The following is a 25685-nucleotide window of genomic DNA, read 5'->3' as shown; positions in this document are numbered from 1 at the left end:
CCGAGAGAGGAAGACAGGTCGTGACATCCGGGTGGGACTGGGACGGCGACGCGAGCTTGCTGCGTTTCGACGACCCGGCCGAGTGGGACGCCGCGCACGAAAGCGGCCGGGTCCACCTCCTGGGCTCCGCCGCGATCGGGCTGGCCTTCAACTGCCCGTTGGAGGAGGCCGCGCCCCGCATCCTCAGGGCGATGCGGCTGCCGGACCACCACCAGCGCTGCTTCGCCCACACCGCGGCGGGCACCGCGGCACGGCTCAACGGCCGGCTCACCCCTGAGCTGTACGCGGCGCTGCGCGCGGCGGGCCACCGGGGCTACGCGGAGACCGCCGTCGACGACACGCTCACCTTCGTACCGTTTCGGGAGCTGCCGCTCTGGTTCAAGTGGCGTGCGGTCGTGTCGAGGGTGCGGGCCAAGCCGGCGGCCTGGCGGCTCGGGATCGCGTACGCGGCCGGGGAGGCGTGGCGGGCCGTGCGCCGCCGACGCTGAGCCGCCCGCGCGCCCGTCACGGAGTGCGGAACCCGCGGAACGTCACCGGTTTCCGGGTCTTGAAGCCGAGCCGCTCGTAGAGGGCGATGGCGCCGGTGTTGGCCTCGGCCACGTGCAGGAAGGGACGCTCGCCCCGCGCCACGACGCGCGCGACGAGCGCGCCCACCAGCCGGGCGGCGTGGCCCTTGCCCCGCGCCCGGGGGGCGGTGCAGACCGCGCTGATCTCCGTCCACCCCGGCGGGCGGAGCCGTTCGCCGACCATCGCCACCAGGTCGCCCTGCTCGCGGATGCCGAGATAGGTGCCGAGTTCATGGGTACGCGGCCAGAACGGTCCCGGCCGGGTCGTCTCGACGAGGGCCAGCATCTCGGGCACGTCGTCCGCGCCCAGCTCGACCACGCCGGCGTCGGCCCCGGCATCCGGCGCACCGGGCCGCCCGGTGCCCGGCCAGATCATCTGCCGGCCCTCCAGGACGAAGACCGGCTCCCAGTCCGACGGCGGCAGGGCCGGGCAGCTGAACATGTCGGCGAACGCGTCGGGACCGAGCAGCCGGGCGAGATCGGCCCACTGAGCCGGGCCCGCGTCGGCGGGCACCGAGGAGAAGGTCGCGACCTCCGGCAGATAGGTGGCGGCCTGCCCCACCCGGCGGCCCAGATGCGCATGGGCGCCGCGCAGCGACGCGCCCACCGGGTCGTCGAGCGCGACGACGTCGCGGTCCTCCATCGTGCTGCGCCTCTCGGGTCGTCCGGTCATCCGGTCGCCCAAGGCGGCCGAACGATCGACGCCCCGGGTAGCCGCAGTCTAAAGGGGCCGGACCAGGGCCCCCACGGCCCCCGGGGACCACGCGCTCCCCGCCCCCGTACAGCTCGCCCCTCTTACAGCCCCACCAAAGAATTCCACCGCTTGGCGAACTCCGTCCGTTCCTTCGACGTGATGTCCCGGGCGATCGCGAGGCGCTTGCGCATCGCGGTGTCGGGGAAGATCAGCGGGTCCTCGGCGAGGGCGGCGCGTTCCTTGTCCTTGGATGAGGCGAGGACGTCGCGGGCGGCGGGGACCGGGCAGACGTAGTTGACCCAGGCCGCGAGTTCGGCCGCGACCTCGGGCTCGTAGTAGTGGTCGACGAGCTTCTCGGCGTTGCTCTTGTGGCGGGCCAGGTTGGGGATCATCAGGGACTCGGCCCACAGCTCCGCGCCCTCCTCGGGGACGATGAACTCGATGTCCGGGTCGTCCGCCTGGAGCTGGATGACGTCGCCGCTGTAGGCCTGGCAGGCCAGGACGTCGCCGCTGGAGAGGTCCTTGATGTAGTCGTTGCCGGTGAAGCGGCGGATGTGGTGGGAGGCCACGAGCTTCTCGACCCGGTCGCACATCCGGTGGAAGTCGTCCGCCGTCCACTTGGTGATGTCGACGCCGTCGCCCTGGAGCAGCAGCGCGAAGGCCTCGTCCAGGCCGGACAGCAGCGTCACCCGGCCCTTGAGGTCGTCGGCCCACAGGTCGGAGACGTGCTTGATCTCGCGGCCGACCTTGCGCTTGTTGTACGCGATGCCGGTGATGCCCGACTGCCACGGCACGGTGAACTTCCGCCCCGGGTCGAAGTGCGGCGAACGCAGCTGTGGGTCCAGGTACTTGGTGACGTTGGGCTGGTGCGCGCGGTCCATCTCCTGCACCCAGCCGAGCCGTACGAAGCGCGCGCACATCCAGTCGCTGATGACGATGAGGTCGCGGCCGGTCTCCTGGTGGTTCATCAGGGAGGGGCTGATCTTGCCGAAGAACTCGTCGTTGTCGTTGATCTCCTCCGTGTAGCGGACGTCGATCCCGGTCCGCTTCTCGAAGGCGTCCAACGAGGGGCGCTCCGTCTTGTTCTCGTCGTCGGTGTCGATGTACAGCGGCCAGTTGGCGAAGGTCAGCGCCTTGTCCCGGGCCGAGCGGTCGCCGGCGGAGCGCTCGTCCGGCGCGATGTACGCGGCGGGCACCCCGCAGCCCGCCAGCGTGCTGACGACCGCCCCGCCGCCCAGGGCGCGCAGCAGGGAACGGCGGGACACGGGGGAGGCTATGGGGCCGGGGTTCGCTCGCACCCCGGCAGCATGCTCCTGTGCTCCCCGGCCGGACAATGGACGCAGCGTCGAGCCCCACCGCGTGGAGCCGACACCTTGTCGATCACCTTGGGTCGATCGCCGCGGGACGCGTCGGTGCCGGGTGCGCGGCCCGGACGTCAGGCCGGCTCCAGCCATCCCGCCAGGTCCCCCGCCGTGACGCGCTCCAGCGGCGCCGCGTCGACCGGGCCCGGGTACAGGCGGTACACGGTGCCCGCCGCGGTGTCCTCCGCCCCGGCCAACTCGCCGTGCAGCAGGGCGAGAAGGGCCCGGCGACCGGTGAGTTCCGGTTCGGCGCGCGGGATGTCCGGCTCCCAGCCGTCGTGGACGCGCAGCGCGAAGTCGGCGCGCGGTTCGTCCTCGGCGCGGCGGTAGCCGCGCAGGACGTGGTCACGGCCGCGCACGTACACGTCGCCGTCGGTGCGGGCGGCCGCCGTCCAGCAGGCCAGGTCCCAGAGGGTGGCCCGGCCGCACGGCAGGAAGGTGTCGAGCAGGTCGTTGCCCATGCGGCCGATCTGCTTGCGGTAGCGCCACACGTCGTGGCGCGTCTCCGTCGTGGCGAGGGTGACATCCGTCCACCAGGCCTGCCGCGCCCGCAGGTCGACGATCATCGGCATGCGCAGCTGCGCGTCGCCCCCGAGGTCGAAGCGCTGCCGGATCGTGCGCGGGTCGTAGACGGCCCGCGCCTTGCCGCGCACCGCCATGAACCCCGCGAAGGCGTCCGGGAGTTCGTCGAAGGGCACGTCGTTGAAGGAGAGGACGACCGGCACCACGAACCGCACGCCGGCGTGGGCGAGGCGCGGCAGGTCGAGGTCGAGGTACTCGGTCGCGCCGTGCGGCGGGGGCGCGGAGGTCAGGTCACCGGAGTGCCGGGCCGCCCCGCCCGCGTACTGCAGGTGGGTGTAGTCGCAGAGGCCGACGTAGCGCCACAGGTCGTCGTAGAGCGCGACGGACAGGTCGAGGTCGACGCGGGTGCCCTTGGGCTGGAGCCAGTGCAGGAAGAGCCGCACGGTCTCGCTGTCGGCGGGCATGGGCAGGGAGCTGCCGCGCGGTACGGCGACGAGCGAGGTGGCACTGGCGCGCTCGGCGGACGGCACCGGCAGGTCGGCGAGCGAGGCGTCCAGGACGGCCACGTCGTACCGCTGCCCGTCGCGTCCGGTCAGGCGCCGCACGGCTTCCGCCTCGATCAGCTCACCGGTGCGGCCGGCCACCAGGGCGGGCAGCGGCGGCCGGTGGTCCTCGACCGCGTACGCCTTGGTGACCCGGCCGCGCGGGAAGAAGACACGGCGGTGCCCCGGCAGGTGACGGACCTTCATCCGGCCGTACGCGCCGAGCAGCGGGCCGGGGCCGGAGCGCGGCAGGACGTCGGCGAGGGCCTCCGCCACCGTGTCCGGGAGCGTCGTCGTGCCCGAGCGGGCCAGCAGCAGGTCGAGGCGGCGCAGCAGTTCGCCGGGGCGCTCGCGCAGGAGGGGGACGGCGGCCGGGACGTCCCAGCGGGCGAGGGCCTCCTCGACGCGCCCCTGCCAGGTGACGGTGTGCAGCCGGCCGCCGGTGAGGCGGACGTCCTCGTGCCGGGCGGCCTCGGCGAGCAGCACCTCGCCGAGGGCGTCCTCGCCGACGCGGGTGCCGCGCAGGGCCGCGAAGGCGAGCGCCACGCGCGGGTGGCGGCGGGCGTACTCGAAGGGGTGCAGGGTTTCGCCGAGCCGCTTCCACGCGCGCGGGTGGCGGGCCATGTCCTCGGCGAGGCGCCGGAAGCCGAACCCGTCGAGGAGGGCGAGGAGTTCGCGGCGCAGGGGCCGGGAAAGGCCGCGCAGGCGCGGCGGTTCGAGCAGGTCGGGGTCGCCGCCGGAGCGTACGACGAGTATGCGCAGCACGTCCGTGGCGGTGTCCGCGTACCGGGCGAGGAGCGACGGCGCCTCGGGCAGGCCGAGGAGCGGGGCGAGCGCGAGTGCCGTGCTCTCGCGCAGTGGGATCTCCGCCGGGAGCCGGTCGGCGGCGTCGGCCGGGGCGAGGTGGCCGAGGAGCAGGACGAGGTCGTCGTGGTCCTCGGGGTTGAGCGGTGTACGGCGGGCGAGCAGCGCGGTGAGTTCGGCGGCGAGGTCGCCGGGGGTGGCCAGGCGCAGGACGCGCAGGGCCGCGCCGCCGTCGCCGCCGAGTCCGGCGCCGGTGTCGAGCCAGGGGTTGGTGGGGCCGTCCGTCTCGTAGCGGTTCTCGCAGACCGGGCAGGCGTACCAGACGCAGCACTCGTCGCAGCAGCCGAAGTCGTCGATCTTCTCGACGCAGTCGTCGCAGAGCAGGTGGGCGCAGGGGCCGAGGGCGCGGACGCGGTTGCCGGTGCCCGCGCAGTTCATGCAGGGCTGGTGGGGCTGGGCGGCGAGGCGCGCGAGGACGGTGTCGGTGTAGTGGCCTGCCGCGTACTGGTACGGGATCTCGTCGGGGAAGCGCCGGAAGAGCGGGGCGTGGTGGCGGTCGGAGCCCATCAGGGCGTCGACGCCGTCGAGCAGCTCGCACCCGGTGGCGGCGAGCTCGTCGGCGGGGAGCGCGGTCAGCGCGCGGCGCAGGGGCGCGGTCAGGAGGTGTCCGCGGGCAACGAGTTCGGCTTCGAGTGCGACCACGCCGGCGTCGGTCGCGGCGGTCCGCCCGGGGCCTTCGGGGACGTACACGCTCTGCCGGCGGCGCAGCAGCAGCCAGGCGAGGTCGTCGGTCGTCGTCATCAGGTCCCACCCCCGTGGTGCGGAGAGAAGCGGGGGCGGAGAGTGGGCGCGCTACGGATTCTTTTGCAGAGAAGAGAAAGAAGGAAGCACACCACGGAGCCGCCCCCGCGTACGCAACGGTACGCGGGGGCGGGCAGACGGTCACACGATTTATCCCTCGATGGACGTCATCACGTGCTTGATGCGCGTGTAGTCGTCGAAGCCGTACGCCGAGAGGTCCTTGCCGTAGCCGGACTTCTTGAAGCCGCCGTGCGGCATCTCCGCGACCAGCGGGATGTGGGTGTTGATCCAGACGCAGCCGAAGTCGAGCACCTTGGACATGCGCATCGCGCGCGCGTGGTCCTTGGTCCACACCGAGGAGGCGAGGGCGTAGTCGACGCCGTTGGCGTACTCGACGGCCTGCGCCTCGTCCGTGAAGGACTGCACGGTGATGACCGGGCCGAAGACCTCGTTCTGGATGATCTCGTCGTCCTGCTTCAGACCCGAGACGACGGTCGGCGCGAAGAAGTAGCCCTTCTCGCCGACCCGCTGGCCGCCGGCCTCCACGCGCGCGTGGGCGGGCAGCCGCTCGATGAAGCCGGTGACCTGCTTCAGCTGGTTGGCGTTGTTGAGCGGGCCGTAGAGCACGTCCTCGTCGTCCGGCTGGCCGGTCTTCGTGTCGGCGGCGGCCTTGGCGAGCGCCGTCACGAACTCGTCGTGGATGGACTCGTGGACGAGCACGCGCGTGGCGGCCGTGCAGTCCTGGCCCGCGTTGAAGAAGCCCGCCATCGAGATGTCCTCGACGGCCTTGGCGATGTCGGTGTCCTCGAAGACGACGACCGGCGCCTTGCCGCCGAGCTCCAGGTGGACCCGCTTGAGGTCCTTGGAGGCGGACTCGGCGACCTGCATGCCGGCGCGCACGGAGCCGGTGATGGAGGCCATCGCCGGGGTCTTGTGCTCGACCATCAGGCGGCCGGTGTCGCGGTCGCCGGTGACGACGTTGAAGACGCCGGGCGGCACGATGGAGCCGATGATCTCGGCCATCAGGACGGTCGACGCCGGGGTCGTGTCCGAGGGCTTGAGGACGACGGTGTTGCCCGCGGCGAGCGCCGGGGCGAACTTCCACACGCCCATCATCATGGGGTAGTTCCACGGCGCGACCTGCGCGCAGACACCGATCGGCTCGCGGCGGATGATGGAGGTCAGACCCTCCATGTACTCGCCGGCGGCGCGGCCCTCGAGCATCCGAGCCGCGCCCGCGAAGAAGCGGATCTGGTCGACCATGGGCGGGATCTCCTCGGACCGCGTGAGTCCGATCGGCTTGCCCGTGTTCTCGACCTCGGCGGCGATGAGCTCCTCGGCCCGCTCCTCGAACGCGTCTGCGATCTTGAGCAGGGCCTTCTGACGCTCGGCGGGCGTCTGGTCGCGCCAGGCCGGGAACGCGTCGGCGGCGGCCTTCATGGCGGCGTCGACGTCGGCCTGACCCGACAGCGGCGCGGTGGCGTAGGCCTCGCCGGTCGCCGGATTGATCACCTCGGTGGTCCGTCCGTCGGCCGCGTCCCGGAATTCTCCGTTGATGTAGTTGCGCAGACGGCGCAGCTCGGTGGTCACTTCCGGCCCTCCAAGTCAGATGTCCAGTGGATGAGACACCCACCCTAGTCGCTGTACCGACGCTTTCAACATACCCAGCGGCCCAGAACTGCGGAATCCGTGATGATTGAAGCCACAGACAACGAATTTCATCGATCTGGCCTTGCGGAAGTGACGAGACGTCGTGCACAGTGAGGTCGTGGCCAGTCGCAGCGCAGACCCCAGCAGCCCCCGCGGCTCCCGCACCGGAAACCCGGGCGGAAGCGGCTATGGGAACGGCACTCCCCCCGTGGACGCCGTCTCTCTGGCGATCATCGAGCAGCTCCAGGAGGACGGACGCCGTCCGTACGCCGCCATCGGCAAGGCCGTGGGCCTCTCCGAGGCGGCCGTGCGCCAGCGCGTCCAGAAGCTGCTCGACCAGGGCGTGATGCAGATCGTCGCCGTCACGGACCCGCTCACCGTGGGTTTCCGCAGGCAGGCGATGGTCGGCATCAATGTCGAGGGCGATGTGGACCCGGTCGCGGACGCCGTGGCCGCCATGCCGGAGGCCGAGTACGTGGTGATGACCGCGGGCTCGCACGACCTCCTCGTGGAGATCGTCTGCGAAGACGACGACCACCTGCTCGAAGTCATCAACAAGCGCATCCGCGCCCTCCCCGGCGTGCGCTCCACCGAGAGCTTCGTCTACCTCAAGCTCAAGAAGCAGACCTATATGTGGGGAACCCGATAGCCGTGAGCAAGGACCTCAGCCAGACCGCCTACGACCACCTGTGGATGCACTTCACCCGCATGTCGTCGTACGAGAACGCGCCCGTCCCCACCATCGTGCGTGGCGAGGGCACCTACATCTTCGACGACAAGGGCAAGAAGTACCTGGACGGCCTCTCCGGCCTCTTCGTCGTCAACGCAGGACACGGCCGTCACGAGCTCGCCGAGACCGCCTACAAGCAGGCGCAGGAGCTGGCCTTCTTCCCGGTGTGGAGCTACGCCCACCCGAAGGCCGTCGAGCTCGCCGAGCGCCTCGCGGACTACGCGCCGGGCGACCTCAACAAGGTCTTCTTCACCACCGGTGGCGGCGAGGCCGTCGAGACCGCGTGGAAGCTGGCGAAGCAGTACCACAAGCTCACCGGCAACCACACGAAGTACAAGGTCATCTCGCGCGCGGTCGCCTACCACGGCACCCCGCAGGGCGCCCTGTCCATCACCGGCCTGCCGGCCCTCAAGGCCCCCTTCGAGCCGCTGGTCCCCGGCGCGCACAAGGTGCCGAACACCAACATCTACCGCGCCCCGATCCACGGCGACGACCCCGAGGCCTTCGGCCGCTGGGCCGCCGACCAGATCGAGCAGGAGATCCTCTTCGAGGGCCCCGAGACGGTCGCCGCCGTCTTCCTCGAGCCGGTGCAGAACGCGGGCGGCTGCTTCCCGCCCCCGCCCGGCTACTTCCAGCGCGTGCGCGAGATCTGCGACAAGTACGACGTGCTGCTCGTCTCGGACGAGGTCATCTGCGCCTTCGGCCGCCTCGGCACGATGTTCGCCTGCGACAAGTTCGGCTACGTCCCGGACATGATCACCTGCGCCAAGGGCATGACCTCGGGCTACTCCCCGATCGGCGCCTGCATCATCTCCGACAAGATCGCCGAGCCGTTCTACAAGGGCGACAACACCTTCCTGCACGGCTACACCTTCGGCGGCCACCCCGTGTCCGCCGCGGTGGGCATCGCCAACCTCGACATCTTCGAGAAGGAGGGCCTGAACCAGCACGTCCTGGACAACGAGGACGCGTTCTACCAGACCCTCCGCAAGCTGCTCGACCTGCCGATCGTCGGCGACGTCCGCGGCAACGGCTTCTTCTACGGCATCGAGCTGGTGAAGGACAAGGACACCAAGGAGACCTTCAACGACGAGGAGACCGAGCGCGTCCTGTACGGCTTCCTCTCCAAGGCGCTCTACGACAACGGCCTGTACTGCCGTGCCGACGACCGCGGCGACCCGGTCGTCCAGCTCGCCCCGCCGCTGATCTCCACCCAGGAGACCTTCGACGAGATCGAGGGCATCCTGCGGCAGGTGCTCACGGAGGCGTGGACGAAGCTCTGACCGTCCACCCGGCCACTCGTATGATCGAGTGATCAACACCGGCCCCGGGGGCGCCCGTTCGAGTGAGAACGGGCGCCCCCGGGCCGCGTCTTTTCCGGGCAGCTCCGCCCGAATCCCTAGCGTGCCCAGTGACCGATCGGCCCCGCCTTCGTTCCCCCGTACGGGGGAGGCAAACTGATCTGAACCGAGGTGTACGTGATGGTGGCTCCGCCGGACAACGACGTGCTGTGGGCACGCACCCTGCACGTCACGCACAACGGCTCCCCCGCCCTCACCGGCGTCTCGCTCGGTGTCCGCGAGGGCGAGATCCTCGCCGTCAACGGCCCGCGCGGCAGCGGCAAGACGACGCTCCTGCGGTGCCTGTCCGGACAGCTGCTGCCGCAGCAGGGCGAGGTGTGGTTCAACAGCACCCCCGTCCACACGATGGGTCCCTTCGTACGGGAACGTCTGCGCCGCGACCGCTTCGGCTGGATCGACCCCGAACCACGGCTCGTTCCCGAACTCACCGCCTGGGAGAACGTCGCCCTGCCGCTGATGCTGCGCGGCTCCTCCCACCGCGCCGCCAAACCGGCCGCCCTGGAGTGGCTCGAACGCCTCGACATCGGCGGCTGCGCCCGCAAGCGGCCGCACGCCCTCCTCCAGTCCGAACGCCAGCGCGTCGCCATCGCCCGCGCCCTGGTCACCACGCCGTCCGTGCTCTTCGCCGACGAGCCCACCGCCCCCCTGCACCGCGCCGACCGCGCCCACGCGCTGCGCACCCTGACGACGGCGGCCCGCTCGCACGGCATCACGGTCGTCCTCGCCACGCACGACGCCCAGGTCGCCGCCCTCGCCGACCGCACGATCACCCTCCTGGACGGCCGCCGCGTGAACACGCTCCACCTCCCGGACGGGGAGGACCTCGCGGACGTGGCGAGCGGGGGAAGGGGAGGCGGGGGGCAAGGCGCGGAGACGGCTGGTGCGACGTCTGCGCCTGTGTCGACGTCGGCTTCGGCTTCGGCTTCGGCTTCGGCTTCGGCTTCGGCTTCGGCTTCGGCCCAGGGTCCGGCTCCGGCGTCGGCCCCCGCCCCGGCCATGGGTACGGGTACGGGTACGGGTACGGGTAAGAGCACGGGTACGAGCACGACCAGTACGGCCAGTGCAGCCGGCACGGCCGGTACAACCGCCACCTCCCCCTCCGCCACGACGGAAGGTCGGGCCGCGTGCTCGCTCTCCGTCTAGCCCGGGGCGCCCACCCGCTCGTCCAGCTGCGGCGCCTCCTCGTCGCCGCCGCGTCCGCCGGCACCGGATTCCTGCTGCTGTGCACGCTGGCGTACGCGATGGAGCACCCGGGCGCGGGTGCCGTGCTGCGGCTCGCGTGGTGTCTCGCGCCGATCACCGCCACCGTGTACTTCGCCGTCGCCGTGGCCCGTACCGACCCCGCCACCCGGCCGCGCGGCGGACTCTCCGCGGTGGGGCTCGGCCCGGCCCGCCTGATGGTCTTCGCGGCGATCTCCACGGCCGTGTCCTGCGTGCTCGGCTCCATGCTGGCGCTGCTCTTCTTCCTGCACCTGCGCGGCGACATCAGCGGCCTGCCCTTCGACGGCGCCGCGACGGATCTGCTCGCCGGCGGCCATCCGCTGCCGCTCGCCGCCGCCCTCACCCTGCTCGCCGTCGTCCCGGTCGCCGCGTCGGCCGCCAGCGCCGTCGTACTGCGCCCGCGCCGGGCCAAGGCGACCGGCACGGAAAGCGCTTCGGAGCCCGCCGGGGAACCGGACGCCCCGGGCCGGCCGCCGGGCGGCCTGCCCTGGGGGGTGGCGCTGCTCGCGGTGGGTCTCGCCGTCGAGACGTACGCGGGCCGCTCCGAGACCCGGCCGCGCGACGGCTTCCCCATGCCGGGCAGCGCCGACGGCAGCCCGGTGGGTGTCCTCGCCGGCTGGGCGCTGACCGCCCTCGGCCTCGTACTGGTGGGGCCCGGACTGACCTACCTCTGCGGACGGGTCCTCCAGGCCGTGCGGCCGGGGGCGCTGCGTCTGCTCGCCGGACGTGTCCTCCAGGAGGAGGCCCGGCGCATCGGACGGCCGCTGGGCGTGCTGTGCGCGGTGGCGTCGGGGGCGTACGCCTCGATCGTGCTGTACGCGGGCCCGCGCCCCGCGGTCGGCCCGCTCACCACGCTCGGCGGACTGCTCGTCGCCGGCTGCGCCGTGCTGACCCTGGCCACGAGCGCCGTCGAGGCCAGGCAGTCCCGCTCGCACACGACGGACGCGCTGCTCGGGCTCGGGGCGCCCGCCACGCTGCTGCGCGGTTCGGCGGCCCTCCGCGCCGGCGTGCTCGCCGCCGTGTTCGCCCCGCTGACCTGGCTCGTCGCGGAGCTGGCGGCGACCCCGCTGATGCCCTGACGCCACGGTCCGCGGGCCGTCGACGCGACGGCCCGCGCGGGGGCGGGAAAACGCGCGAAAAAAAGTTCGCGGCTCGCGATGAGTTCCGCGTCGAACGGATGTCTACTCCTCCGTAAGGCACACGCACCCACTGGAGAGACGCTCATGTACCAGCAGATGATCTTCGTGAACCTGGCCGTTTCCGACGTCGCCGCGTCGAAGAAGTTCTTCACCGACCTCGGCTACACGCTCAACCCGCAGTTCTCCAGCGACGAATGCGCCTGCGTGGTGATCAGCGACACCATCATCGCGATGATGCTGAGCAAGGAGCACTACGCGAACTTCACGCAGAAGGAGATCGCCGACGCCACGAAGACCAGCGAGACGCTGCTCTGTCTCAGCGCCGAGAGCCGCGAGAAGGTCGACGAGCTCGTCGACAAGGCCATCGCCGCGGGCGCCACGGCCGGCAAGGTCCAGGACTACGGCACGATGTACGGCCGCGCCTTCGACGACCTGGACGGCCACACCTGGGAGATCATGTGGATGGACCCGTCGGAGGTCCAGGGCTGACCGGCCCCCGCCGGGCGCCCCTGCTTAGCATGGGCGGATGCAGCCCACTCCCGAACACGCATCCGCCCCGCAACTCCCCGGCGAGGACCGTGAGATCGAGACCCTCGCCGAGTTCGACGAGCTCTTCGGTCGCGGCGCCCTCGCGGGCTGCCGCGTCCAGGCCGTCGACCTGACGGAGCGCACCGCCGCGCTCCTCGCGGCGGACGTCTCGGGCGCCGTCTTCCTCGGCTGCCCGATGCGCGAGGACGCCGCCGCGAAGGTACGGGCCGGCGGCGCGCTGGTCTTCCCGCCCGTACCCGGCCTGCCGTTCAACCCGTACCGCGGGCTGCTGTACTCCCCCGACGACCTGTTCGCCGGACTCGCCGACGGCGGGTACGAGGCGACGCCGGACGCCCACGCGTACGCCTGGTTCCAGCGGACCAAGTCCGACGGCGACGTCTTCTCGTCGATGCTGCGCGCCATCCACGACGACTCCATCTCCGACGCCCTCGACGAGCACCTCGTCGGGGCACGGGTGGTGGGCGTCATGGGCGGTCACGCGATGGCCCGCGGCACGGACGCCTACGCGGGAGCGGCACGGCTCGGCCGCGCCCTGACCCGCGCCGGTTTCACGGTGGCGACCGGCGGCGGTCCGGGCGCGATGGAGGCCGCCAACCTCGGCGCCTACGCGGCTCCCCTCGACGATGCCATGCTGGACGAGGCCCTCGAACTCCTCGCCAAGGCCCCGTCGTTCACGCCGTCGGTCACCGAGTGGGCGCGCGCCGCCTTCGCGGTCCGCGAGCGCTGGCCGGCCGGTGGCGCCTCGGTGGGCATCCCCACTTGGTTCTACGGCCACGAGCCGCCGAACGCGTTCGCCTCCCACCTGGGCAAGTACTTCGCCAACGCCACCCGCGAGGACGGCCTCCTCGCCCGCTCGAACGCGGGCGTCGTCTTCCTGCCCGGCGCCGCGGGCACGGTCCAGGAGGTCTTCGACAACGCCACGCCCAACTACTACGAGTCCCGCGGCGAGCCCACCCCCATGGTCCTGGTCGACCGCGCCCACTGGACCGAGCACCTGCCGGTCTGGCCGCTGCTGCGGTCGCTGGCCCGCGACAGGCCGATGGAGTCGCGGATCGCCCTGGTGGACGCGGTGGACGAGGCACCCGGCGCGCTCGCCGAGCTGCTGTCCGCCGGGCCTACGAGCGGATCGGCGGACACCGCGTAGGACCGTCCCCCGCGCCACACCCGCCCCTCCGTCCCCGGGTCTCAGCCGAAGCTCGCCCGCTCCAGCCAGAAGTCAAGGAGCGCCCGCTCCCCCAGCACCTCCACGTGCCCGCTGTCCAGCGGCCGTCGGCGGTAGAAGGCGAGCAGCACCTCCGTGAGCGGGCCGCGCAGCGCCACCGTGGCCTTCGCGTGGCCCCGCCGCCAGGTGAAGCCCTCGTCGCCGAATTCGATGAGCCACTCGGCGTCGAGGCCGGCCGGGGCGTCGGTGGCGTGCAGGTGGATGCTCCGGCCCGCGCCCTTGAGCTCGGCGGCGCTGTCCCGCGGGTCGGTGCGCTGGGCGAGCGCGACCAGGTCGAGCCATTCGTCGATCGCGTCGGCGGCGACGTCCGCGTCGATCTCGTGGGCGACACCGGCGGTGAGGGCCGCGTCCGCCCGGTGGATCGCCAGTTCGTGCGTCATGCGCCGCGCCCAGAAACCGGCGCGGTGGTCGCCCGCCCACGACCAGGCGGGGGCGTCGGCGCCCGCGGCACGGAACGTCCGCGCGCCGAGCTCACCGGTCGCGGCCAGCCACGCGTCGAGGGCGGCGGGGTCGTCGCCCTCGGGGCCCCCGCACTCCGGGATGTCCTCCTCGGGGATGTTCTGCCCGGCGCGCGTGGCGACCAGCCGTTCGCTCCAGCGCACGGCCCCTCCGGCGTGCCGCGCCAGCTCGGCGAGCGTCCAGTCGGGGCAGGTCGGCACGGTGGCCGTGAGGTCGGCGCCGGACAGGGCGGCTCTCAACAGGTCGATCTGCCGGGCGACTTCGTCGCAGTACCGTTCATGGCTCAATGTCGTCATGGGCGAACAGTAGATCGATGTCGGGGCGGCGGGCCCTTGGTTTTCGGTGGCGTCGGGCGCGGACCGGCCGACGGGGGGCTGCCTCCGGCCCCGACCCCGGCCCTCGTTCCCGACCGTCAGCCGTCTCCGTCGAGGACCACGACGTCCCCGGCGTCGAACCCGACCCCCACCATCGCGCCCACCTCCGGCGCCTCGCGCAGCGCGCACGCCGCCTCCAGGCGCGGCCCCTCCTTCGGCTGCAGGCGCACCGCGACATGCGTACCGCGGAAGGTGCGCGCCACCACCTCGCACCGCAGCCCCTCGCCGGGCGCGGCGAGCCGTACGCCGGCCGGCCGCACCAGGATCTTGTGGCTGCCGTCCGGGGTGCCCGGGGCGACGGGGATCCTGCCCCACACCGTGTCGGCGGCCCCGCCCGCCACCGTCGCCCCGACCACGTTGTCGAAGCCCAGGAAGCGGGCCACGAACTCGTCGGCCGGGTGCCGCCACACGTCGAGCGGCGTGCCGGACTGGGCGATGCGGCCGTCGCGCATGACGACGACGCGGTCCGCGAGCGCGAAGGCCTCGCCCTGGTCGTGCGTGACGGCGAGCACCGTGGTGCCCAGCTCGTCGAAGAGTTCGCGCAGTTCGACGACGAGGCGCTCACGGAGGGAGCGGTCGAGCTGGCCGAGCGGCTCGTCGAGCATCAGCAGACGCGGCCGAGGGGCGAGCGCCCGCGCGAGCGCGACCCGCTGCTGTTCGCCGCCGGAGAGCGAGGCCACCGCGCGCCGCTGCGCCCGGGGCAGCCCGACGAGCTCCAGCAACTCGGCGACACGGTGGTCCTGTTCACTCCGTGAGGCACGGCGCATGCGCAGTCCGAACGCGACGTTGCCCGCCACGTCGCGCTGCGGGAAGAGCTGGTGGTCCTGGAACATCAGGCCGACGCCCCGCTTGTGCGCGGGCACCCCGCGCTGGTCGCGGCCGTCCAGCAGGACGCGTCCGGAGTCCAGCGGCTGGAGTCCGGCCACCGCCCTCAGCAGTGTCGACTTGCCGCTGCCGCTCGGGCCGAGGACGCAGACGATCTCGTGCTCGCCGACGTCGAGGTCGACGGCGTCGAGCGCGGCCCGCGCCCCGAAACGTACCGTCGCCTCCCGCAGACTCAGCAGCGCGTCCGGCACCTTCGTCACGTCCGTCACGTCCGTCATCAGAACTCCCCCGTGGTGCGCTGGGTACGCATGCGTTCCAGGAGCAGCAGAGACACCGCGCACACCACCATGAGGATCGTCGAAAGGGCCATTGCCTGGCCGTAGTTGAGGTCACCGGCGCGGCCGAGGAGGCGCGCCACGGCGACCGGCAGCGTCGGGTTGTCCGGCCGCGCGATGAAGACGGTCGCCCCGAATTCGCCGAGCGAGACGGCGAAGGCGAACCCGGCGGCGATCAGCAGCGCCCGCCGCACCATCGGCAGGTCCACCTCCCGCCACGCCCGCAGCGGCGACGCCCCGAGCACCGCGGCGGCCTCGCGGAGGCGTCCGTCCACGGCGCGCAGGACGGGCAGCATGGTCCGTACGACGAACGGCACGCCCACCAGCGCCTGGGCGAGCGGCACCAGGATCCAGCTGGTCCGCAGATCCAGCGGCGGCTCGTCCAGCGTGATCAGGAACCCGAAGCCCACGGTCACCGCGGAGACCCCGAGCGGCAGCATGAGCAGCGCGTCGAGGCCGCGGACGAGCCGCCCGGCCCGGCGGGTGAGCGCGGCGGCGGCGAGCCCTCCGACGGCGACCGCGATGGCGGTGGCCACGACCGCGTACCGCAGGGAGTTCCATACGGCCTCGATCGGCGGCACCAGGAAGGCGCCGCCGTCCGCCGAGGTCAGCTCCCTGTAGTACGCGAATCCGTAGCCCCCGGGGCCGTCGAAGGAGCGCTGGATCAGGACGCCGAGGGGCAGCAGGATCAGCAGGGCGACCGTCGCCATGACGAGCCCGAGCAGCGTCCACTGCCCGGCGCCGCGCGGCCGGCGCGCGACCGCCGCGGCGTCGACGAGCTTCAGCGTGCTCTCGCGCCTGCGGACGGTCCACGCGTGGATCGCGAGGATCAGGCCCACCGCCGCGAACTGCACGATCGTCAGGACGGCGGCCGTCGGCAGGTCGAGCAGCTGCGCGGTCTGCCGGTAGATCTCCACTTCGAGCGTCGAGTACGCGGGTCCGCCGAGGATCTGCACGACGCCGAAGGAGGTGAAGGTGAAGAGGAAGACCATCAGCGCGGCGGCGGCGACCGCCGGTCCAAGGGCGGGCAGGGTCACCGTGCGCCACGCGGTCCAGCGGGAGGCGCCGAGCATCCGGGCGGCCTCCTCCTGGCGCGGGTCGAGCTGCGACCAGAGGCCGCCGACGGTGCGGACGACGACGGCGTAGTTGAAGAAGACGTGCGCGAGCAGGATCGCCCAGACGGTGGTGTCCAGGCGCACCCCCCACAGCTCGTCGAAGAGGCCGCCCCGCCCGATCAGGGCGAGGAAGGCCGTCCCGACGACGACGGTGGGCAGCACGAACGGCACGGTCACCACGGCCCGCAGCGCCTGCTTGCCGGGGAAGTCGAAGCGCGCGAAGACGTACGCGCCGGGGAGCGCGATCAGCAGCGTGAGCGCGGTCGACGCGAGCGCCTGCCAGGTGGTGAACCACAGCACGTGCCGGATGTCGGACTGCCCGAGGACGTCCCCGATCCGCCCGAACCGCCAGACCCCGCCGATGTGCAGCCCGCGCGCGACGATCGCCGTGACCGGATAGGCGAAGAAGAGCGCGAAGAACGCGACGGGCACGGCCATCAGGCCGAGCCGCGCCGCGCTCCCCCGCCCGAGACCCCGCCCGAGTCCAGCGCGGCGGCGGGAGCCGGCTACTTCAGTACGAGCGAGGTCCACGACTTGATCCACGGCTCGCGGTTCTCGGTGATCTTCTTCGGGTCCATCGTCTGCGGGTCGTCGACCCTCACGCCGTGCTTCGTGAACAGCTCGGGCAGCGCGGCGCCCGCGCGCACCGGGTTCACGAACATGTTCAGCGGCATGTCCTCCTGGAACTTTTTGCCCGCGAGGAAGTCGAGGAGCGCCTTGCCGCCCTTGGTGTTCCCTGCGTTGCTGAGCAGACCCGCGTACTCGACCTGGCGGAAGCAGGTGCCGGTGGCGACGCCGGTGGGCGCCTGCTTGGGCTGCGGCTTGCCGTAGAGCACCTCGACGGGCGGCGAGGAGGCGTACGAGACGACGAGCGGGCGGTCGCCCTTGGCCTTCTTGCCGCCGGCGGACCCGGAGAACTCCTCGTTGTACGCCTGCTCCCAGCCGTCGACGACCTTGACGCCGTTGGCCTTCAGCTTCTTCCAGTAGCCCTGCCAGCCGTCGTCGCCGTACTTCGCGGCCGTCCCGAGCAGGAAGCCGAGGCCGGGCGAGGAGGTCGAGGCGTTCTCGGCGACCAGCAGGTTCTTGTACGAGGGCTCGGCGAGGTCCTCGAAGGACTTCGGAGGCGCCAGCTTCTTGTCGGCGAAGTACTTCTTGTCGTAGTTCACGCAGATGTCGCCGCTGTCGACGGGGGTGACCCGGTGCTTGCCCTGGTCGGCCCGGAACTCCGGCTTGATCTTCGCCGCGTCCTTGACCTCGTACGACTGGAAGAGGCCGTTGTCGAGCGCGCGCGAAAGGAGCGTGTTGTCGACGCCGAAGAAGACGTCGCCCTGCGGGTTGTCCTTGGAGAGGATCGCCTTGTTCACGGCGGCGCCGGCGTCGCCGTCCTTGAGGACCTTGACCTTGTATCCGGAGCGCTTCTCGAAGTCCTTCAGGACGTCCTTGGAGACGTTGAAGGAGTCATGGCTGACGAGCGTCACGGTCTTCGAGTCCGACTTCGCGGAATCCCCGTCGGAACTGCCGCACGCGGAGACGGCGACGAGCCCGATCCCCACCGCCACGGCGGTGAACGTGACCTTCTTGGTGGTGCTCACTGGAACTTCCTCCTGGGTGTCCAGGAAGAGACGCGGCCCCGCCCGCCGGCCTGATGGCCCGCGGGCAGGGCGCTACAGCTTGAGTCGTGCCCGAACTCCCTACCCGGAATGACCCGGGCGAGGTTCAGAGGGTCTGCGGCCCACCTGTCCCAGTGGCCGCACTCTCAGCGCTGTGGCGCTCCCCTGTCGGAATATGCAGATGTCTGTACGAGGCCGTACGCCCGTCAGCCTACCCCTCGGCCGTCTACCGCTCGGCGGCGGCGAGCTGGCCGCACGCCCCGTCGATCTCCTGACCACGGGTGTCCCGGATCGTGACGGGCACGCCGTGCGCCGCGATGGCCTCCACGAACGCCTTCTCGTCCTCGGGCCGCGAGGCGGTCCACTTCGAGCCCGGCGTGGGGTTCAGCGGGATCAGGTTCACGTGCACCGGCTTGCCCTTGAGCAGCCGCCCGAGCCGGTCACCACGCCATGCCTGGTCGTTGATGTCGCGGATCAGCGCGTACTCGATGGAGAGGCGGCGGCCGGACTTCGCGGCGTACTCCCACCCCGCGTCGAGGACCTCCCGGACCCGCCAGCGCGTGTTGACCGGGACGAGCGTGTCGCGCAGCTCGTCGTCCGGCGCGTGCAGCGAGATGGCGAGGCGGCACTTGAAGCCCTCGTCGGAGAACCGGTGGATGGCGGGCACGAGCCCCACCGTCGACACGGTGATCCCGCGCTGCGACAGGCCGAGGCCGTCCGGCTCGGGGTCGGTGAGCCGGCGGATGGCGCCGGTCACGCGGTTGTAGTTGGCCAGCGGCTCGCCCATGCCCATGAAGACGATGTTGGACAGGCGCGCGGGCCCGCCCGGGATCTCGCCGTCCCGCAGCGCGCGCATGCCGTCGACGATCTGGTGCACGATCTCGCCCGTCGACAGGTTCCGGTCGAGGCCGGCCTGGCCGGTGGCACAGAACGGGCAGTTCATCCCGCACCCGGCCTGCGAGCTGATGCACATGGTGACCCGGTCCGGGTACCGCATCAGCACGGACTCGACGAGCGTCCCGTCGAAGAGCCGCCAGAGCGTCTTGCGGGTGGTGTCGTCGTCACAGCTGATGTGCCGCACCACGGACATCAGCTCCGGCAGCAGCGCCTCACGGAGCTTCTCGCGCGCCCCGGCCGGAATGTCGGTCCACTCCGCCGGGTCGTGGGCGTACCGCGCGAAGTAGTGCTGCGAGAGCTGCTTGGCGCGGAACGGCTTCTCGCCGATGGCGGCGACGGCTTCCTTGCGCTCGGCGGGCGTGAGGTCGGCGAGGTGCCGCGGCGGCTTCTTGGCTCCGCGGGGCGCGACGAAGGTGAGTTCTCCGGGCTTAGGCATGGTCCATCCAGTGTCGCAGACATACGAGGAGGGGCTCGCCGCCCTGTGGACAACGAGCCCCTCACGTACAGAAGTGCAGGTCAGACGGTGTGCACTGGAGCGCTCAGCCCGACCCGACGAAAGCCACGAGCAGCAGCCACACCACCGGCGCCGTCGGGAGGAGGGAGTCGAGGCGGTCCATGATGCCGCCGTGGCCCGGCAGCAGCGTGCCCATGTCCTTGATGCCCAGGTCCCGCTTGATCATCGACTCGCCGAGGTCACCGAGCGTGGCGCTCGCCGCGACCGCGAAGCCGATCACCAGGCCCTGCCACCACGCGCCGTCGTCGATGAGGAACTGCAGGCAGAGCGCGCCCGCCGCCATCGCGAAGGTGACCGCGCCGACCAGGCCCTCGCGGGTCTTGCCGGGGCTGATGCGCGGCGCCAGCTTGTGCTTGCCGAAACGCCAGCCGATCGCGTACGCGCCGGTGTCGCTGACCACGGTCAGGAGCAGGAACGTGAGCACCCGGTAAGGGCCGTCGTCCGCGGTGAGCATCAGCGCCACGAACGTCGCGAGGAACGGCACGTAGAAGGCGGCGAAGACCCCCGCCGTGACGTCCTTGAGATAGCCCTCGGGCGGTTCGGTCATGCGCCAGACCAGGACCGCGAGCGCGGTGAGCGCCATCGCGACCCACGCCCCCTCGACCCCGCGCACGTACCCGGCCACGACCATCGCCGCGCCGCCCACCGCGAGCGGCACGAGCGGCGCCTTGATGCCCTTGCGCTCCTCCAGCCGCGAGGTGAGCTCCCACAGGCCGACGACGACGGCGACCGCTATGACCCCGATGAAGACGGCCTTCACGATGAAGAGCGACGCGATGATCACCGCGCCGAGTCCGACACCGACTCCTATGGCCGCCCCGAGATCACGCCCCGCGCTCTTCTTCTGCGGCGCTGCCGGGGCGGGCTGCGGCTCTGGTGCGCTGGGCATGGGCTCCTGCGGAGGCTCGTCACGGAACAGGGGGCCGCCCATCCGAGTGGCCCCCCGGTCGTCGTCCTGGTCTCCGCCGCTCACGGGTACGTCGGGCACGATGGGCATGGGCTGCGTCTCAGACGGAAACAGCGCGTCCTGCGCATCGTACGCGGGACCTGGCGGGGTCGCCCCCTGACCTGGTCCCTGGTCGGGCGGCCCCCAATACCCGGCTCTGGGCGGCGCCCCCCAGGAAGAGTCGTTCACGAATCGGATCCCTGATTCCTCGGACTCGAGCCTCAGACTTCGAGCAGCTCGGCTTCCTTGTGCTTGAGCAGCTCGTCCACCTGCGTGACGTACTTCGCGGTGGTGTCGTCGAGCTCCTTCTCGCCGCGGCGGCCCTCGTCCTCACCGATGTCGCCGTCCTTGATCGCCTTGTCGAGGGCTTCCTTGGCCTTGCGACGGATCGACCGGATCGAGATCTTGGAGTCCTCGGCCTTGGTCTTGGCGACCTTGATGAACTCCTTGCGGCGGTCCTGGGTCAGCTCGGGGAACGTCACCCGGATGATGTTGCCGTCGTTGCTCGGGTTGACGCCGAGGTCGGAGTCCCGGATCGCCTGCTCGATGTTGCGCAGCGCGCTCTTGTCGAACGGGGTCACCACGGCCATCCGCGGCTCGGGCACCGAGAACGAGGCCAGCTGGTTGATCGGCGTCAGCGCGCCGTAGTAGTCCGCCACGATCTTGTTGAACATCGCCGGGTGCGCACGGCCGGTGCGGATCGCGGCGAAGTCCTCCTTGGCGACCACGACGGCCTTCTCCATCTTCTCCTCGGCCTCGAGGAGGGTCTCTTCGATCACCACTTGCTCCTGCGTGTCTTGAGTAGGCCCGGCTAGCACGGGGCGGCCGGCTGCGTCGCGTCTCTTTCCTGCACGGTGTCCGACCGGCAGGGCTTTGTCCATCCCCTCAAGGGGCGTCTCGCGTACGTCCCTTGAGCCTGGTCCAGGTCCCTGAGGTCAGGCCCGGCTTCCCTGGTCGCCCACGAGTGTGCCGATCTTCTCACCCTTGACGGCCCGGGCGATATTGCCCGCGGAAAGCAGCTCGAAGACCAGGATGGGCAGCTTGTTGTCCCGGCACAGCGTGATCGCCGTCATGTCGGCGACCTTGAGGTCGCGCGTGATGACCTCGCCGTAGCCGAGGGCGTCGAACTTCACCGCGTCGGGGTTGGCCTTGGGGTCGGAGTCGTAGACGCCGTCCACGCCGTTCTTGCCCATGAGCAGCGCCTCGGCGTCGATCTCCAGGGCACGCTGCGCGGCGGTGGTATCGGTGGAGAAGTACGGCATGCCCATGCCGGCGCCGAAGATGACCACGCGGCCCTTCTCCAGGTGGCGCACGGCGCGCAGCGGGATGTACGGCTCCGCGACCTGGCCCATGGTGATGGCGGTCTGGACGCGGCAGTCGATGCCCTCCTTCTCCAGGAAGTCCTGGAGGGCGAGGCAGTTCATGACGGTGCCGAGCATGCCCATGTAGTCGGAGCGGGCCCGGTCCATGCCGCGCTGCTGGAGCTCGGCGCCGCGGAAGAAGTTGCCGCCGCCGATGACGACGGCGATCTGGGCGCCGTCGCGGACAACGGCGGCGATCTCGCGGGCGATGGCGTGCACCACGTCGGGGTCGACCCCGAGGCCGCCCCCACCGGCGAACGCCTCGCCGGAGAGCTTCAGCAGGAAGCGTCCGGCGACTTTGCCGTCATCACTCTTCGAGTCGGCCTTGGTGGTCATGTGGTTCTCGCTTCTCTTACTTGGCACACATGCGAAGAAGGCCACTGCCGGTGGGGTGTCGTTCGCATCCCATGCTCGGCAGTGGCCTCCTCGTCAGATCCTGCGGTCGTACGTCGCGTCCGAGTATCCCCTCGTGGAGACGCCCGCGCGCGGGCGACCGCTGTCGACCCTAGCGGGGTCTACCGTCGATCGCGGTACGGACTCAGATGCCGACCTTGATGCGCGAGAAGCGCTTCAGGGTGACACCGGCCTCGGCGAGAACCTTCTCGACCGACTTCTTGTTGTCCAGCGCGTACGGCTGGCCGAGGAGGGTGGCCTCCTTGAAGAAGCCGTTGACGCGACCCTCGACGATCTTCGGGAGGGCGGCCTCGGGCTTGCCCTCGGCGCGGGTGGTCTCCTCGGCGACGCGGCGCTCGGACTCGACGACCTCGGCCGGGACGTCCTCGCGGGAGAGGTACTTCGGCGCGAAGGCGGCGATGTGCTGGGCGATGCCCTTGGCGACGTCGGCGTCGGCCTTGTCCAGCTCGACGAGGACACCGATCTGCGGGGGCAGGTCGGGCATCGTGCGGTGCATGTACGCGGAGACGTAGGCGCCCGAGAACTGCGCGAAGCGGTCCAGGACGATCTTCTCGCCGAGGTTGGCGTTGGCCTCGTCGACGTACGCCTGGACGGTCTTGCCGGCCTCGATCTCGGAGGCGAGCAGCGCCTCGATGTCGGCCGGGGACGTCTTGGCGATGTGGGCGGCGAGGTTGTTCGCGACGGCCTGGAACTTCTCGCCCTTGGCGACGAAGTCCGTCTCGCACTTCAGCTCGACGATGACACCGGAGGTGTTGTCGTCGGCGATGAGGGAGACCACGGCGCCGTTCTCGGCGGAGCGGCCCTCGCGCTTGGCGACGCCCTTCTGGCCCTTGATGCGGAGCGCCTCGACGGCCTTGTCGACGTTGCCCTCGGCCTCGTCCAGCGCCTTCTTGCAGTCCATCATGCCGGCGCCCGTGAGCTCACGGAGCTTCTTGACGTCAGCGGCGGTGTAGTTCGCCATGATCGAAATTTCTCTCTCGAAGTCTGAAAGATCTACGGAGGTCTACGGGTGAACGGCGGGGGCCGATCGGGCCCCCGCCGTCAACCACCGAACCTGTGCGGTCAGGCCTGCTCGGCGTCCGCGGCGGGCGCCTCGACGGCGGCAACCTCGGCGGGAGCCTCGGCCTGCTCGGCGTCGGCGGCCTTCTCCGTCTCGGCGGACTTCTGAACCTCGGCGTCGGCCTCGGCGGCCTTTGGCTCGTCGGCCTTCTTCTCGCCCTCGAGCAGGTCGCGCTCCCACTCGGCGAGGGGCTCGCCCTGGGCCTTCTCGCCCGGCTTCGAGTCACCGGCGGCAGCACCGGAACGGGCGATGAGGCCCTCGGCGACGGCGTCGGCGATCACGCGGGTGAGCAGGGTGACGGAGCGGATCGCGTCGTCGTTGCCCGGGATCTTGTAGTCGACCTCGTCGGGGTCACAGTTGGTGTCGAGGATGGCGACGACCGGGATGTTGAGCTTCCGGGCCTCGCCGACCGCGATGTGCTCCTTCTTGGTGTCCACGATCCAGACGGCGCTGGGCACCTTCTGCATCTCGCGGATACCGCCGAGGGTCTTCTCCAGCTTGGCCTTCTCGCGCGAGAGCACGAGAAGCTCCTTCTTGGTCAGACCGGACGCGGCGACGTCCTCGAAGTCGATCTGCTCGAGCTCCTTGAGGCGCTGCAGACGCTTGTAGACGGTCGAGAAGTTGGTGAGCATGCCGCCCAGCCAGCGCTGGTTGACGTAGGGCATGCCGACGCGGGTGGCCTGCTCGGCGATGGCCTCCTGCGCCTGCTTCTTCGTGCCGACGAACATGACCGTGCCGCCGTGGGCGACGGTCTCCTTGACGAACTCGTAGGCGCGGTCGATGTACGACAGCGACTGGAGCAGGTCGATGATGTAGATGCCGTTGCGCTCGGTGAAGATGAAGCGCTTCATCTTCGGGTTCCAGCGACGGGTCTGGTGACCGAAGTGGACGCCGCTTTCCAGCAGCTCCCGCATCGTGACGACGGCCATGGCCGTTCTCCTTGAGATTCTCGGTTGTGCCGCGGGTGCCGGACGGCACTCGCGCCTGACGCCCCGGTGCGCCTTGCCCACGAGGGACCGAGAGGCGCTGACGCCGGCTGTTTGACGGCCTGGTGTCGGGGCGTGCGAAGTCGACCCGGTGACCCGGATCGCCACAAGAAGTGTACGGGACCCGCGGGGTACCGGATGACGCCGCCGTCGACGACCCCGACGACGGCTCGGAGCTGGGGCTTCGGGTGGGGCGGCAAGGGGGCAGGGAGGGGGGTGCTGAGGGGGCGACGGGGGTGGTGAGGGGCGAGGGGGGTGGGTCCGGACGCCGGTCCTCCCACGATCGGGTGAGGCGGCTGTCCACAACCCGGCCGTCGTCCACAGATCCGGACCATGATCCCCGCGGATCGGTCCGGCGCGGGACGGTTCTCGTATGCGCCTCGAACTCCTGCTGCCGGTGCTGGCAGCCCTGCTCGCGTCCACCCTGTCCGCGCCCGCGGCCCCACGCCGGGCCCCTCACCCCGCCCCACCGACGGGCCCACCGACGTCCCTGCCGACAGCCACGGCCTGGCCGGTGGGCTCCCGACCCGAGGTCGTACGCGGCTGGGCCCCGCCGGCATCGGCGTACGGCGCGGGCCACCGCGGCGTGGACCTCGCCGCGCCGCCGGGCGGACCGGTGCGGGCGGTGGTCCCGGGGCGGGTCGCCTTCGCGGGCCGGGTGGCGGGCCGGGGCGTGGTCTCGGTGGAGCTGACGGGCATGGGGGATCCGCCCCTGCGCACGACGTACGAACCGGTGCGGGCATCGCTGAAGAAGGGCGACGAGGTCGGGGCGGGCCAGACGGTGGGCACCTTGGAGTTCCCGACGGGCCACTGCCCGCAGAGCTGCCTCCACTGGGGCCTGCTCAGAGCCGGGACCTACCTGGATCCGCTGAGCCTGCTGCCACCGTGGCTGCTGGGCCGGGGGCCGTCCCGTCTGCTGCCGGTGCACACCGGAGAGCGCGGCCCCGGCTCCGGGGGCCTCGCCGGGGGACCCGGGGGACTCAGCCCCGGACACCGCGCAGGGCCATGGTGACGGCCGCCTCGGTGATGGCGGCGGGATCCTCGGCCGCGCCCAGTTCGATGCGGCGGACCGCGGCGTCCACGATGCCCTGCAGGAGCATCGCCGCCATCCGCGGCTGCTCGTGCCCCAGCTCCTCCAGCGCTTCGACGATCATCGCGATGAGACCGCCGTGCGCGGCCCGGATCTTCTCCCGCGCGCCGGCGTCCAGCTCACTCGCGGAGATGGCGACCACGGCACGGTGGCGCCGGTCCCCCACCAGAGACAGCTGCCGCCGCACGTACGCCTCGACCTTGCCCTCGGCGGACTCCGCGCCCTCCATCGCCGCCGACACCTCCGCCGCCCAGACGGGGAAGTCGACCTCGCACAGCTCTTCCACCACGGCCGCCCGCGACCGGAAGTACTCGTACACGGAGGACCGGGCGAGTCCCGTGCGCTCGGCGAGAGCGGGGAAGGTCAGCGCCTCCGTCCCGCCTTCGGACAGCAGGGAACGCGCGGCGTCCAGCAGGGCCCCGCGCTGCATCGACCGGTGCTCGGCCACTGAGGCCGCTCGAATCCTTGGCACGGCTCCACTTTACGGACGGGGCGCCGCCGGCGGGAGCCGCCGCCGTGCTCGCGCCGTCGGGGCAG

General features: G+C 71.5%; 22 protein-coding genes and 1 pseudogene. 8 read left to right on the top strand and 15 right to left on the bottom strand.

Annotation, left to right across the window (positions count from 1 at the left end):
• Positions 1-20: 20 nt before the first annotated feature.
• On the top strand, positions 21-488 hold the full coding sequence (locus tag ACZ7DY_RS33955; protein ID WP_471142401.1) for a hypothetical protein: 468 nt from the start codon (positions 21-23) through the stop codon (positions 486-488).
• Positions 489-504: 16 nt separating this feature from the next.
• Here the strand turns inward: ACZ7DY_RS33955 and ACZ7DY_RS33950 are convergent, their stop codons facing one another.
• From ACZ7DY_RS33950 to ACZ7DY_RS33935, 4 genes are all read right to left on the bottom strand, one after another.
• On the bottom strand, positions 505-1239 hold the full coding sequence (locus ACZ7DY_RS33950) for a GNAT family N-acetyltransferase (protein WP_471142399.1): 735 nt from the start codon (positions 1237-1239) through the stop codon (positions 505-507).
• 122 nt (positions 1240-1361) lie between these two features.
• Positions 1362-2525, bottom strand: coding sequence for an ABC transporter substrate-binding protein (locus ACZ7DY_RS33945; RefSeq protein WP_471142397.1), 1164 nt, complete (start codon positions 2523-2525; stop codon positions 1362-1364).
• 170 nt (positions 2526-2695) lie between these two features.
• Positions 2696-5290: an MXAN_6230/SCO0854 family RING domain-containing protein gene (locus ACZ7DY_RS33940; RefSeq protein WP_471142395.1), complete on the bottom strand. Its 2595-nt coding sequence runs from the start codon at positions 5288-5290 to the stop codon at positions 2696-2698.
• Positions 5291-5440: 150 nt separating this feature from the next.
• Entirely contained in the window at positions 5441-6880 is a 1440-nt protein-coding gene (locus tag ACZ7DY_RS33935; protein ID WP_471142392.1) for a gamma-aminobutyraldehyde dehydrogenase, read from the bottom strand.
• Positions 6881-7043: 163 nt separating this feature from the next.
• Between ACZ7DY_RS33935 and ACZ7DY_RS33930 the strand changes: the two genes are divergently transcribed.
• The 6 genes and pseudogenes from ACZ7DY_RS33930 to ACZ7DY_RS33905 all read left to right on the top strand — a co-directional run bounded on the left by ACZ7DY_RS33930 (position 7044) and on the right by ACZ7DY_RS33905 (position 13084).
• The gene (locus ACZ7DY_RS33930; protein WP_471142390.1) at positions 7044-7589 is read left to right on the top strand and encodes an Lrp/AsnC family transcriptional regulator; all 546 of its coding nucleotides are present in this window, start codon (positions 7044-7046) and stop codon (positions 7587-7589) included.
• Entirely contained in the window at positions 7574-8953 is a 1380-nt protein-coding gene (locus ACZ7DY_RS33925) for an aspartate aminotransferase family protein (protein WP_471142387.1), read from the top strand. The genes ACZ7DY_RS33930 and ACZ7DY_RS33925 overlap by 16 nt, the downstream gene beginning before the upstream one ends.
• A 198-nt stretch (positions 8954-9151) precedes the next feature.
• Positions 9152-9925 (top strand): annotated as a pseudogene (locus ACZ7DY_RS33920) (ABC transporter ATP-binding protein); the annotation flags it as partial.
• A gap of 230 nt (positions 9926-10155) precedes the next feature.
• The gene (locus tag ACZ7DY_RS33915) at positions 10156-11331 is read left to right on the top strand and encodes a hypothetical protein (RefSeq protein WP_471142385.1); all 1176 of its coding nucleotides are present in this window, start codon (positions 10156-10158) and stop codon (positions 11329-11331) included.
• 144 nt (positions 11332-11475) lie between these two features.
• Complete coding sequence (locus ACZ7DY_RS33910; RefSeq protein WP_471142382.1) at positions 11476-11880, top strand: VOC family protein; 405 nt, start codon at positions 11476-11478, stop codon at positions 11878-11880.
• 37 nt (positions 11881-11917) lie between these two features.
• Positions 11918-13084, top strand: a complete 1167-nt coding sequence (locus ACZ7DY_RS33905) for an LOG family protein (protein ID WP_471142381.1) — start codon at positions 11918-11920, stop codon at positions 13082-13084.
• 41 nt (positions 13085-13125) lie between these two features.
• Here ACZ7DY_RS33905 and ACZ7DY_RS33900 read toward each other — a convergent pair whose 3' ends face one another.
• From ACZ7DY_RS33900 to rpsB, 10 genes are all read right to left on the bottom strand, one after another.
• On the bottom strand, positions 13126-13917 hold the full coding sequence (locus ACZ7DY_RS33900; RefSeq protein WP_471142379.1) for a maleylpyruvate isomerase N-terminal domain-containing protein: 792 nt from the start codon (positions 13915-13917) through the stop codon (positions 13126-13128).
• A 116-nt stretch (positions 13918-14033) separates the two neighbouring features.
• Positions 14034-15071: an ABC transporter ATP-binding protein gene (locus ACZ7DY_RS33895; protein WP_471142550.1), complete on the bottom strand. Its 1038-nt coding sequence runs from the start codon at positions 15069-15071 to the stop codon at positions 14034-14036.
• A 26-nt stretch (positions 15072-15097) separates the two neighbouring features.
• Positions 15098-16801: an ABC transporter permease gene (locus ACZ7DY_RS33890; RefSeq protein ID WP_471142548.1), complete on the bottom strand. Its 1704-nt coding sequence runs from the start codon at positions 16799-16801 to the stop codon at positions 15098-15100.
• On the bottom strand, positions 16777-17862 hold the full coding sequence (locus ACZ7DY_RS33885) for a thiamine ABC transporter substrate-binding protein (protein ID WP_471142377.1): 1086 nt from the start codon (positions 17860-17862) through the stop codon (positions 16777-16779). Before ACZ7DY_RS33885 ends, ACZ7DY_RS33890 begins: the two co-directional genes overlap by 25 nt.
• Positions 17863-18106: 244 nt before the next feature.
• Positions 18107-19213 carry a dual-specificity RNA methyltransferase RlmN gene (gene rlmN / locus ACZ7DY_RS33880; RefSeq protein WP_471142375.1) on the bottom strand — a complete coding sequence of 369 codons (1107 nt, stop codon included), beginning with the start codon at positions 19211-19213 and terminating at the stop codon, positions 18107-18109.
• A gap of 103 nt (positions 19214-19316) precedes the next feature.
• On the bottom strand, positions 19317-20426 hold the full coding sequence (locus ACZ7DY_RS33875; RefSeq protein ID WP_471142373.1) for a phosphatidate cytidylyltransferase: 1110 nt from the start codon (positions 20424-20426) through the stop codon (positions 19317-19319).
• A gap of 32 nt (positions 20427-20458) precedes the next feature.
• Entirely contained in the window at positions 20459-21016 is a 558-nt protein-coding gene (gene frr, locus ACZ7DY_RS33870; protein ID WP_355811774.1) for a ribosome recycling factor, read from the bottom strand.
• A 156-nt stretch (positions 21017-21172) separates the two neighbouring features.
• Positions 21173-21934: a UMP kinase gene (pyrH, locus tag ACZ7DY_RS33865; protein ID WP_471142371.1), complete on the bottom strand. Its 762-nt coding sequence runs from the start codon at positions 21932-21934 to the stop codon at positions 21173-21175.
• Between the two features lie 202 nt (positions 21935-22136).
• The gene (gene tsf / locus ACZ7DY_RS33860; RefSeq protein ID WP_471142369.1) at positions 22137-22973 is read right to left on the bottom strand and encodes a translation elongation factor Ts; all 837 of its coding nucleotides are present in this window, start codon (positions 22971-22973) and stop codon (positions 22137-22139) included.
• Positions 22974-23074: 101 nt separating this feature from the next.
• Positions 23075-24001, bottom strand: a complete 927-nt coding sequence (gene rpsB / locus ACZ7DY_RS33855) for a 30S ribosomal protein S2 (protein ID WP_471142367.1) — start codon at positions 23999-24001, stop codon at positions 23075-23077.
• 430 nt (positions 24002-24431) lie between these two features.
• Between rpsB and ACZ7DY_RS33850 the strand changes: the two genes are divergently transcribed.
• Positions 24432-25070, top strand: coding sequence for a peptidoglycan DD-metalloendopeptidase family protein (locus ACZ7DY_RS33850; protein WP_471142364.1), 639 nt, complete (start codon positions 24432-24434; stop codon positions 25068-25070).
• Here the strand turns inward: ACZ7DY_RS33850 and ACZ7DY_RS33845 are convergent.
• Entirely contained in the window at positions 25039-25596 is a 558-nt protein-coding gene (locus tag ACZ7DY_RS33845) for a TetR/AcrR family transcriptional regulator (RefSeq protein ID WP_471142546.1), read from the bottom strand. The genes ACZ7DY_RS33850 and ACZ7DY_RS33845 overlap by 32 nt on opposite strands.
• Positions 25597-25685: the final 89 nt, after the last annotated feature.

The sequence above is a fragment of the Streptomyces sp. NPDC037013 genome (assembly GCF_055607265.1).
The sequence above is the reverse complement of the archived record's forward strand: the minus strand, read 5'-3'. Positions and strand labels throughout refer to the sequence as shown.

What these genes read in the sequence shown, in the direction of transcription:
- ACZ7DY_RS33950 (WP_471142399.1), bottom strand. Translation starts at nt 1,239, where the DNA reads ATGACCGGACGACCCGAGAGGCGCAGCACGATGGAGGACCGCGACGTC.
- ACZ7DY_RS33940 (WP_471142395.1), bottom strand. Translation starts at nt 5,290, where the DNA reads ATGACGACGACCGACGACCTCGCCTGGCTGCTGCTGCGCCGCCGGCAG.
- ACZ7DY_RS33910 (WP_471142382.1), top strand. Translation starts at nt 11,476, where the DNA reads ATGTACCAGCAGATGATCTTCGTGAACCTGGCCGTTTCCGACGTCGCC.
- ACZ7DY_RS33905 (WP_471142381.1), top strand. Translation starts at nt 11,918, where the DNA reads ATGCAGCCCACTCCCGAACACGCATCCGCCCCGCAACTCCCCGGCGAG.
- ACZ7DY_RS33900 (WP_471142379.1), bottom strand. Translation starts at nt 13,917, where the DNA reads ATGACGACATTGAGCCATGAACGGTACTGCGACGAAGTCGCCCGGCAG.
- rlmN (WP_471142375.1), bottom strand. Translation starts at nt 19,213, where the DNA reads ATGCCTAAGCCCGGAGAACTCACCTTCGTCGCGCCCCGCGGAGCCAAG.
- pyrH (WP_471142371.1), bottom strand. Translation starts at nt 21,934, where the DNA reads ATGACCACCAAGGCCGACTCGAAGAGTGATGACGGCAAAGTCGCCGGA.
- tsf (WP_471142369.1), bottom strand. Translation starts at nt 22,973, where the DNA reads ATGGCGAACTACACCGCCGCTGACGTCAAGAAGCTCCGTGAGCTCACG.
- rpsB (WP_471142367.1), bottom strand. Translation starts at nt 24,001, where the DNA reads ATGGCCGTCGTCACGATGCGGGAGCTGCTGGAAAGCGGCGTCCACTTC.
- ACZ7DY_RS33850 (WP_471142364.1), top strand. Translation starts at nt 24,432, where the DNA reads ATGCGCCTCGAACTCCTGCTGCCGGTGCTGGCAGCCCTGCTCGCGTCC.